The organism is Achromobacter sp., from assembly GCF_036567245.1.
In the GTDB taxonomy this organism is placed as follows: Bacteria; Pseudomonadota; Gammaproteobacteria; order Burkholderiales; family Burkholderiaceae_B; genus Achromobacter.
This window is the reverse complement of the sequence record NZ_DATCUY010000589.1, coordinates 1-9,892: the sequence shown is the minus strand read 5'-3', so window position 1 is coordinate 9,892 and position 9,892 is coordinate 1. Positions and strand designations below refer to the sequence as shown.

The following is a 9,892-nucleotide window of genomic DNA, read 5'->3' as shown; positions in this document are numbered from 1 at the left end:
CGGCGGCGGCGCTGCCCGCTTCGATGCGTCCCAGCGCATCGAGCGTGGCCTGCACGCCCGCCAGGCCGGCCACGGTCCCGGCTACGCGCGGCGCGGCCTGCTGGGCCAGATAATGCACGCTGCCCGAACGCACGCAGCGGCCGGAGGCCGGCGGCAATTGGCCGGCAAGAATGCGGGCCAACACGCTCTTGCCCACGCCATTGCGGCCCACCAGCCCGGTAGGCCGCAGGTCGAACTGTTCGTTGAGGCCGGAGAATAGCGTCCTGCCGTCCGGCAGAACATAGGACACGCCTTCCAGCGCGAGATAGGGATTCGTCATGTGCGGTTCCAAGGATGCCAAGAACTCCCCCTGCTCTTTGGGGGTGGGTGGAGACTGGCCGTCGGGTAGACGGCGGCATCAATGGCGCATGGCGAATGACTCCTGGTGGGGGGATTGATGCGGCATTGTAATGGCGATTACCGCCTTACCTGGGCGTCCTGTTCGATCGTGGCGAGCGCGATGCGCCGGGCGAATTGGCCGCACCGGCCCGCGCTTCGTCCTGCCAGTATTCGCGGCAGAACTCCAGATACGCCCGCACAACGGACGAAGGATGCCTGTGCGAGGGATACAGCAAGTTCAGTTCCTGTTCCGGAAAGGGATACTCGTCGAGCACGCCCACGAGCCGCCCAGCGCGCAGGTCTTCGGCGGCAAGAAAGACTGGCAACTCCGTCACGGCCTGGCCGGCCAGCGCGCGGTGGCGCAGTTGCGCGTAATCGTTCGTGGACAGGATCGGGCGCGGATGGAAAGCCGTTCCCCCCAGATGCCATACCGGCGGCTCGTAGCCTGCGCGCGCCCAGGCCGCGCAGGGCAACTGGTGCAGGTCTTCCGGCGTTGCGGGATGGCCCAGCCGTTCGAGCAAGGCGGGGCTCGCGACCAGGCGGTGCCGGTACTGCAAGACCTTCCGCGCAACCATGGACTCATGTTCGATCGCGCCCACGCGCAGGGCCACGTCGATGCCGTCGACGATCAAGTCGACGCGCCGCTCGGTGGTGTGGACGAAGAGCCGTATGCCCGGATAGCGCTGCTGGAACGCAGCCAGCAGATCCCACCAGATATCGAACGACGGCGGCAGCGACAGGCGCAGCAGTCCTTCCAGCTGGCGCTGCGCATTGAGCACCGCCTCCTTGGCGTCCATCAAGGCCTCGATGCCACGGCTGGCGTGCTCGTACAGCCTGACGCCGACGTCCGTCAGCCGGGTTCCCCGGACTGAACGCTCGAACAGCTGAACGCTGAGCTGCTTCTCGAGTTCGCGGATGCGGCGGCTCAAGGTCGGCAATGGAATACCGGTGCGCGCCGCAGCTGCGGACAAGCTGCCCGCATGCACCACGGCGACGAACATCTCGACAGCGTTGAGGTCCATTCAATCCTCTCAATTCTGATAGGTAGTGTATCGGTTTTGGCGATTCCGGCAAGCCTTCCAGATCGGCATAGTGTGGGCGTGTTCCACCCTTACCCGATCCCGGGAGATAGCGATGCCCACCTTAGAAACACTATTGAAATCAAGAATTTCCACGAACAAGTACGATGCCGGCCGGACTTTGTCGGACCCGGAGATCGACCGGCTGATACAACTGGCGACGACGGCGCCATCTGCCTTTAATGTCCAAAATTGGAAGTTTGTGGCGATACGCAGCGCCGCCGGCAAGGCCAAACTGCTGCCGCTCGCCTATGGCCAGGAGAAAGTCGCCGACGCCGCCGTCACTTTCATCGTTTGCGGCACGCTCGCCCCTCATGCCACGCTTCCCGCCGCCCTTGAGCCATCGGTAGAACGCGGAATTCTGGACGACGCCACCCGCGCGGGCTGGGTCGCCGCCGCCAACAGCATGTACCGCGACAACCCTGCGCTACAGCGCGACGAAGCCATACGGTCAGCCTCGCTCGCCGCCATGACGCTGATGCTGGCCGCGCAGGATCGCGGCCTGGCTTCCGGTCCCATGATCGGATTCGATCCTCAAGGCGTCACCGCAGCCTTCGGCCTGCAGGCCGACGAGGTGCCGGTCATGCTCGTTACCGTCGGCTACGCCGCTCCCGGCAACTGGCCGCAGAAGCCCCGCAAAGCCACCGCCGACGTCCTGTCCTACGCCTGACCCGTCCAGACACACTTCATTCTGAACAAGGAAAAACCATGAAAGCCTATGTCATTGACCAAGCCGGCGGCCCGGAAGTGCTTCAAATCCGCGACATCCCGTCCGTGGCGCCGCAAGCCGGCGAAGTGCGCATCCGCGTGCGCGCCTTCGGTCTGAACCGCGCCGAAACGTACCTGCGCGCCGGCAAGATGGGGCCGATAGACGTCCCCCGCGTGCCCGGCATAGAAGCGGTCGGCGAAATCGCCGAAGACGCTTCGGGCACCTTCCGCATCGGACAGCGCGTGGCCACGGCCATGGGCGGCCTGCAATTCACCCGTCACGGCAGCTATGCCGAAGAGGTCACCGTGGCTCTGACCAACGTGATCGATCTGGACGGAACCACGTTGTCGTGGGAAGAGCTCGCCGCCCTGCCGCAGGCGTATTTGACGGTTTGGGGCGCGCTCGAAAAGAGCCTGGCCGTCAAGCCGGGCCAAACGCTGCTGGTGCGCGGAGCGACCTCCACGGTGGGTCTCGCCGTCGTGTCCTACGCGAAAGCCGCCGGCTTGCGGGTGGTGGCGACGACCCGCTCCACCGGGAACGAAAAGCGCCTGCTGCATGCCGGCGCGCACCAGGTCATCGTCGACACCGGCGCCGTGGCCGAGGCCATGCGGCGCGACTTCCCCGAAGGAATCGATGCTGCGCTGGAAGTCGTCGGCGCGGCCACCTTGCGCGACACCGCGAAAGCCTTGCGTCCATTCGGCGCCGTGGCGGTCGTCGGACTGCTGGGCGGGCCTCCTGTGCTCGAACAGTTCAATCTGATGGCGGACCTGCCGCCTGCCGTGCGGCTCAGCTTTTTTCCGAGCCAACTGTTAGGCACGCCCGCCTTGCCACTGGACAAGGCACCGCTGCGCTCGATTGCCGACGACATCGCTCGCAAGCGTCTGCCGTCCCTGCTCGAACAAACCTTCGCGTTCGACGAAGTACGGCAGGCGCATGCGCTGATCGAGGGCCAGCGCGCGCCCGGCAAACTCGTCGTGCGCATGTAATGCGGCAGGCATGCCGGATCGTGCGTGGACATTCGGCATGCCCGCGGGTCTCAAGATGCAAACGGCGGCCTGGCCCCCGCAAGCATGGCCTCCCCCGCGTGCTGCGTGACGACCGGCATCAGGTTGCTGAATGTCTTGAAGCCCGCGGCCCCCCGATATCGGCCCATGCCGCTTGCGCCCGCCCCGCCAAACGGAATCTGCTCATGGAAAAGTTGGCAAACCACGTCGTTGAGCGTAAGGGATCCAGCCTTCAAGCTGCCGGCGAGCCGCTCGATTTCCGATGGGTCGCCGCCAAAGTAATAGGCCGCCAAGGGATGGTCCCGCCCCTGCGCGAACTGCACCGCCTCCTTGAAATACCCGTACCCCACGATGGGCAGCACAGGCCCGAAGATTTCCTCGCGCATCACGTCCATTCCCTCGTCGACGTTGAACAGCACGGTCAGCGGAAACTTGCGCGCCCCGGCCTCCCTGCCCTCCGGGTAGTCCAGTCTCCTGGCAATCGCTCCTTTTTTCAGGGCGTCTTCCACCAGCGCCTCCAGGCGCGCGAAATGTCTGTCGTTGATGATGGCGCAATAGTCGTCGTTGCCATGCATGGACGGATACATGGATTGCGCCTCGCCTATGATGTTGTCGGCCAGCAGGCGCACGTGCTCCTGTGGACACAGCACGTAGTCGGGCGTCACGCATATCTGCCCCGCGAACAGCATTTTTCCATGCGCCAGGCGCGGCGCGGCCGCGTGGATATCCGCCTTTTCGCCAAGGAACACAGGGCACTTCCCCCCTAGTTCCAACGTCACGGGCACCAGGTTCCTGGCGGCCTCCACCATGACCTTTCTTCCGGTTTCCGTGGATCCGGTAAAAAGCAGGTGGTCGAACGGCAGGCGGCTGAAATTGGCCGCAACGTCCGCTCCTCCCAGCACCGCCAGCACCTCTGATTCGTCGAACGCTTTTGCGAGCTCCCGCGCCAGCAGGCCGGAGGTCAAGGGCGTCAGTTCGGGCAGTTTGATCATCATGCGATTGCCCGCCGCCAGGATTCCAACCAGGGCCAGATAGCTGATCAGGACCGGACCGTTCCAGGGCGTCATGGCGCCCACCACCCCTAACGGGCCATGCCTGAGGCTGACCTCGAGTTCCGGATTGCCGACATCCAACCCTTGCGGTCGCATCCAGCCAGCCAGTTGCCCGGACGTATGGCGAATGATCTCGAGAGCCCCGAGTATGTCCGCGTTATGCGTCAGGACGCGGCTGCGGCCGCCAAAATCGGCCGCCTCCGCCTCCACGATGTCCCGCTCGTTGTTCTTCAATATGTCCGCCAGGCGCCTGAGGCGGTCCAGCCGTGTCTCCAGGCTGGGAAAACCGTCCCGCAGGAACGCATCCCGTTGCCGTCTCAGCGCCTTGGGCAAGTCGATGTCTGCAATCTGGTTCATGGCATGCCCCTGGTTTCAAACCTGCGCCGCCGCGGCAGCCGGATCGTTCTCCAGCCAGCCGATCAGTGCCTCGGCATAGGGAGGCGGATACAGATAGCTAACCTGCTGATCCGTGACGACCTGTACCAACGCAGGCTTGCCCGCCGCAAAGGCTCGCTTGACCGCGGGAACGATCTCGTCTGCCGTCTCGACATATTCGCCGTGTCCTCCCATGGCGCGCGCGATCTGGTCGTAGCGGACGGGGCTGAAAGTGGTCTCGACGGGCTTGCCCATGCTCTTCATGTGTGAGGCCATTTCGGCGCCCAGGGCGCGGTCGTCGTTGACAATGACCACCACGGGCAAGCCATGCCTGACCAGCGTTTCAAATTCAGCCAGATGGAATCCGAGCGCCCCATCTCCGGTCAGCAGGCAGACCGGCCGCTCCCGGCCCGAAGCCAGCTGCGCGCCTATGGCATAGCCCAGGCCCGAACCCAGATGCGAAAACGTGGAGGTGTACAGGAAGTCGTCGCTGCGCTGTTCGAAAAAGGCGATCTTGTGCAGGATCGTGAGTCCACCGTCCAGCACTACCACGGCATCGTCTGGCACCGCCTTGCGGGCTTCGATCATCAAACGGGATGGGTGGATGTGTTCGGTTTCCGGAATGGACGCAGCCATCGCCTCGCGCTCGGTCCGGTATCCCGCCTTCAGCTGCGGCAGCTCGTCCCAGCGGGCCGCCAGCACCTTGCCCTCCAGTTCCGCCATGACCTGATCGAGCGTCCGGTCCAGGTCGCCGACAAGCACGTGGTCGAAGGGACGATTCACTCCCGCCATGTGCGGATCGGCCTCAAACACCAACACCTTGCGCCCGTCCGCGCCACGGCTGAAGCTGCCCAGGCGGCCATAGCCATCCATCTCCGGAAAGTTGGTGCCGATGCCGATCACCAGGTCGGATGCCCGCAGCGCCTGCATGCCTGCCTCGCTGAATTGCAGCAGGTATTTGCTGTCGCATTCCGGGATGGCGCCCGTGCCACCCAACGACGCGATGACCGGGCCTCCGATCCGATCCGCCAGGCGGCGGAACTTTTCATGGAGACGGTTACGCACGACGCCGCTGCCGGCCAGCAGCAAGGGCCGGTGGGCATTGCGGATCATTTCGGCAGCCTTCGCGACGCTTGCGGCATCGGCGCCGGACGGCGCCACGCGATAACTCGCGGGTTCGAGCAAGGGCGGAAAATCCCATTCCCGGGACTGGATGGAATAATCGAATTCCAGATACACCGGACCCGGCGTGCCGGTCAGCGCCTGCCTGAATGCCTCTCTGACGATATCGTCCAGATGCCCGGGCGTGTCGATGCAGGCGGCGAACTTGCAGGGTTCGCGGAACATTTCCAGCATCGGCGCATGGAGCCACCGGTTGCGGCGCACGGCCAGGTTGGTGTCGTACTGCCTGCGCGACCCGATCAGGATCACGGGAATGTTTTCTTGCGCGGCGCAGACTGCTGACGACAACATGTTGGCCACGCCGGGCCCCATTGCGCCCATCGCGACCTGCGGGCGGCCAGTCATGCAGTAATAGCCCGAGGCCATGAAGACTCCCGCCTGTTCGTGGCGGGGACACACGATTTTCACCCCCCTCGCATCCGCGTGTTTCTGAATCTCCACCAGGCTCAGGTCGCCCTGGGAGAAAATCAACTCCACCCTTTCCTTCTGCAGCAGGCGCACCAGCCGTTCACCGAATGTCATCCTCACAACGAACTCCTTTTTTTGTTTCTTCGTACGGTCAGGCTTGCGTCCTCAGCTTCTCCAGGGCAGCGGCAGCGGCATCCCGTCTGCGTGGAAAACCTCCACTGGCGATGCGGCGAGTATTCCCGTGATGTGCAGGGTCTGATCCCCGTCGTTGAAAATCTGATGCACTCGCCCGCCGGGTATGGCGACGCTCATGCCTGCTGAAAAGCGCAGGACACCCAGATCTGACTCGACCCTGCCCTTGCCCTGCTCACAGACGACCAGCTCGGAGCATGCGTGCCAGTGATTCGGCGTAGCCATGCCTACGGAGATCTGTTGGCGCCAGACCGACAGCCCTTTCAGGCCGTCGTGATGCGACGCGACGGTCTGATGGACGATGCCTTGCATCGACGCGACCGATCCGTCCAGGTTTTCGATTACCTTCATGTTCCACCCCACTCAAGTTTCAGTAGCCTTCCATAGCCGCGAGGGCCTCTCGCCACGGCGCATATGCGCCCATGTCGCAGCCGCCGCTGCTGAGCTTCAAGGTACTAAAGGCTTGGGGGAAGAAGGACGCCGAAAGCGCACAATCTCTTGGCGTTTTGTGCAGTCACGCAGACGCCCTGGCCGATGCGCCTGCTGGCGGGTGTTGCGCGGCGCCTGTACGACGCGATCAATCCTTGCGGCCGCCTGCACGCAGTCGGCTGGGAGTCTGGCCGTACCTCTTCGCGAACCGGCGGCTGAAATGGCCCGGATCGTTGAATCCGCAATCCAGCGCGATCTCCTGGATGCTGCGCTGCCGTTGATGCTGGCTGCGCAGCGCGCACCAGGCGCGCTCCAGGCGCTCTGCCTCAATCCATTTGTGCACGGTGGTGCCGGTGACGCTGAATACCTGGTGCAGGTAGCGCAACGAAATGCCCGCCAGTTCCGCCACCCGGGCCACGGAGAGTTCGGGATTCGACAGGTGCGTAAGGACGATGGTCCGGATGCGTCGCAGGATGTGGTCGTGGGCCGGACGCACCAGCGCCGACGTTCCGTCCTCATTATCCGCTTCCGCAATCAAGTCCAGCAGCGTGGAGGCCAGGGAATGGCCGGCCGCCGATACCAGATCGGCAGGCTCGCCCGCCAGCATGCCCAGCAGGCGCGAGGCGATTGCGCTGGTGCCGCGCTCGCCGCTGTAGGTTCGGCCGCAGACGGCATCGGAAGCCAGTCCCCGGCGCGAAAACTCGTTGCGCGGAAAACGCATGACCACGCGCCGCGCCGGGCTGTCGACCTCGATCCGGTAAGGCAGCGCGCTATCGAAAATCGCGAAGTCGCCAGGGCCCAGGCAAAGCTCGCGGTCCAACTGCTTCATGCGCACATTGCCGTCGACATGGAGCGCGAGCAGATAGTCGCCCTTCCTGTCGCGTTCGATATCAGTCAGCCTGCGTTCGATGGTGACCGCGTCGAAGTCGACGAACGAGCATTCGCAGAAGCCCACCCTGCTGCGCCGGATCCGGGCATTGAACGCGCTTTCACCAGAGCGGTGCGCGCCAAGGGAGGCGATCTCGCAGACTGCCTGCCGGAACGCGGCGAAGCGGCAGCCCGGGTCGATGGATTGCGTGTCGAGGATGGTCAGCATGCCCGCTCCTTCCCGAAAGTCAGCCAGCGGCGTTGCGCAGGCGGCAGCTCAGAAGAAAGATAACAATGCCGATCGCTGGCCGCAAGACGCCTTCCAGGCGCGCCCATCCTCTTATTGCACGCAGGCCGCAGCGAGCCCTTCAGCCAAGAATGGCATTACGCCAGCAAGGCTTCCAGCTTGGTGGACACAGACGGCGCCAGTCGTTGCCTTTCCTTGGCCGCGTTGACCTGCAAAGCCACGCGCGCCACGTCCATCGCGCTTGCCGCCTGTGGATAGCCGCCCCTGGCCTGCAACCAGGCCAGCACGTCCGCCAGATGCCAGATCGACGTGCTGCCTTCGTGGACCGGCAGTGGAAAACTGCCCGGATAGGCGAGCATGAGCTTGCGCATGTTCTGCCGGGAAACGCCCACGATTTCGGCCACGTCGGTCAAGCCCACCAGATCGGGTGCGGCCTCGATCAACTTCGCGGATGGCACGGCGCGCCTGACGTCTCTCAGCGCCGTGCACACGGCAGTTTCTGCGCTATCGGCCTCGCGGGTGAACTCCAGCGCAATGCGCCCCGGCAGCCCGGTGCCGATCAGGGCATCGTCGCAACCTGCCGCGCCCAGGCGTTCGACCAGCGCGTCCATGTCGTGATCGCCATCCGCAAGCTGGTACTTCAAGGTAAAGGTGTATTCCATTGCACTACTCCCATGCGCCGCCGGCTGCCTCGGGCAACGGACGGTGCGCAGTACAGTTGTTTACGACGCGCCGCAAAGCGCGCGCATGATTGCCGGCGTTTCGTGGCGTGCTCCAGATGCTGGTGATGCAGAATTCGCCGCAACGGCAGTCCGCCAGATTGCTGGGGCAATAAATCCGCCCCCATGCATGGCTGCCGCCAACTTCCACGCGCCAGCCGTTTTCTTCGGCGTGGCGCAGCGCTGCCTCTACCTCTTTCTTGGGATGGGACGGACGAGCCATCATTGGTATCCAGTATGAAGACATTCATACAGGTTGTCAATAGACAACCTGACCACGACTTCAGGGGATATCAGCCGCGCACATGCTGTCGATGAGCGACGCCCTTTGCGGCCACGGCCGCCGGCCCTGAAAGCCGACGTTGCAGCTTATCGAGGGCACTCGCGGTAACCAAGGCGGAATCCGTCCGAAAAACGGGCGAAAGGACTGGAATGGCTTGCGGGTTCTACCGCTGCGGGCCCTCGCCGGGCCGCGCGTTCACCAGAGAATGATCTGCGAGCAACGGAATAGCGACAGCTTGCGGCCGCTTGCGTCGACCACGGTCGCCGACCAGATCTGGGTCGTGCGCCCCATGTGCTCCGCCACCGCCTCGACGGTCAGCACGCCTTCCTTGGCGGTACCCAGGAAGTTCGATTTCAGCTCCAGGGTGGTGAAGCCCTTGGCGCCTTCCGGCAGGTGCGCCAGGGTGGCATAACCGGCGCAGGTATCCGCCAACATCACCTGGCTGGCGGCATGCAGGTATCCGTTGGGCGCCATCATCCACGGCGCCACCGTCATTTCCATGGACATGCGCCCCTCTTCGATCGACAAGGGCCGTACGCCGAAGGTGTCGGGCAGCGTGCCTTGCTGGCGTTGGAAGAGGCGATCTATGGTTTCACTGGAGCGCAACATGGCGTGTTCCTAGGCAGAGGGTTATCGAGAAGAAGGAAAATACTATCCCTGGCGTCGACGCGCCATCAGCGCCACGAACGCAAGCATCGAGGCCGCGACCAGTACCAGGCCCAGGGTCGTCGCGGGGCTGCCGCCCGCCAGGCTGGCCAGAGCCGTCATGCCGCCGGCGCAAGCCATCTGCAGGCAGCCCAGCAGCGACGAAGCCAATCCCGCCTGTCGGCTGAACGGCCCCAGCGCCATGGCGGTACCCAGCGGATTGACCAGCCCCATGCCGAACAGGTACAGCGCCACGGCGGCGGTGAACTGCGGCAGGCCGCTGTCCTCGCCGCCGGCCAGCAAGGTCAGCGCGCCGGCCAGCG

The 9,892-nt window shown here is 64.4% G+C and carries 11 protein-coding genes and 1 pseudogene; 2 read left to right on the top strand and 10 right to left on the bottom strand.

Features of this window, described 5'->3' with window-relative positions; translation table 11 throughout:
- Both VIR09_RS24955 and VIR09_RS24950 read right to left on the bottom strand, forming a co-directional pair.
- Positions 1-319 (bottom strand): ATP-binding cassette domain-containing protein (locus VIR09_RS24955; RefSeq protein WP_332015289.1); only part of this gene is annotated, 319 nt, incomplete at its 3' end.
- A 145-nt stretch (positions 320-464) separates the two neighbouring features.
- On the bottom strand, positions 465-1,400 hold the full coding sequence (locus VIR09_RS24950; protein WP_332015288.1) for a LysR family transcriptional regulator: 936 nt from the start codon (positions 1,398-1,400) through the stop codon (positions 465-467).
- A 112-nt stretch (positions 1,401-1,512) separates the two neighbouring features.
- Between VIR09_RS24950 and VIR09_RS24945 the strand changes: the two genes are divergently transcribed.
- On the top strand, positions 1,513-2,127 hold the full coding sequence (locus VIR09_RS24945; protein ID WP_332015287.1) for a nitroreductase family protein: 615 nt from the start codon (positions 1,513-1,515) through the stop codon (positions 2,125-2,127).
- Positions 2,128-2,165: 38 nt separating this feature from the next.
- Positions 2,166-3,152, top strand: a complete 987-nt coding sequence (locus VIR09_RS24940; RefSeq protein WP_332015286.1) for a zinc-binding dehydrogenase — start codon at positions 2,166-2,168, stop codon at positions 3,150-3,152.
- Between the two features lie 50 nt (positions 3,153-3,202).
- Here VIR09_RS24940 and VIR09_RS24935 read toward each other — a convergent pair whose 3' ends face one another.
- The 8 genes and pseudogenes from VIR09_RS24935 to VIR09_RS24900 form a co-directional block, all read right to left on the bottom strand.
- A complete protein-coding gene (locus tag VIR09_RS24935; RefSeq protein ID WP_332015285.1) occupies positions 3,203-4,579 on the bottom strand; it encodes an aldehyde dehydrogenase family protein in 1,377 nt (458 codons plus the stop codon).
- Between the two features lie 15 nt (positions 4,580-4,594).
- Positions 4,595-6,301 carry a thiamine pyrophosphate-binding protein gene (locus VIR09_RS24930; RefSeq protein ID WP_332015284.1) on the bottom strand — a complete coding sequence of 569 codons (1,707 nt, stop codon included), beginning with the start codon at positions 6,299-6,301 and terminating at the stop codon, positions 4,595-4,597.
- A gap of 51 nt (positions 6,302-6,352) precedes the next feature.
- Entirely contained in the window at positions 6,353-6,730 is a 378-nt protein-coding gene (locus VIR09_RS24925; RefSeq protein ID WP_332015283.1) for a cupin domain-containing protein, read from the bottom strand.
- 226 nt (positions 6,731-6,956) lie between these two features.
- On the bottom strand, positions 6,957-7,904 hold the full coding sequence (locus VIR09_RS24920; protein ID WP_332015282.1) for a helix-turn-helix domain-containing protein: 948 nt from the start codon (positions 7,902-7,904) through the stop codon (positions 6,957-6,959).
- 155 nt (positions 7,905-8,059) lie between these two features.
- The gene (locus VIR09_RS24915; protein WP_332015281.1) at positions 8,060-8,584 is read right to left on the bottom strand and encodes a DNA-binding protein; all 525 of its coding nucleotides are present in this window, start codon (positions 8,582-8,584) and stop codon (positions 8,060-8,062) included.
- 4 nt (positions 8,585-8,588) lie between these two features.
- Positions 8,589-8,864, bottom strand: a complete 276-nt coding sequence (locus tag VIR09_RS24910; RefSeq protein WP_332015280.1) for a hypothetical protein — start codon at positions 8,862-8,864, stop codon at positions 8,589-8,591.
- Between the two features lie 255 nt (positions 8,865-9,119).
- The gene (locus VIR09_RS24905) at positions 9,120-9,533 is read right to left on the bottom strand and encodes a PaaI family thioesterase (protein ID WP_013394344.1); all 414 of its coding nucleotides are present in this window, start codon (positions 9,531-9,533) and stop codon (positions 9,120-9,122) included.
- A 42-nt stretch (positions 9,534-9,575) separates the two neighbouring features.
- A pseudogene (locus VIR09_RS24900) lies at positions 9,576-9,892 on the bottom strand (Bcr/CflA family drug resistance efflux transporter); the annotation flags it as partial.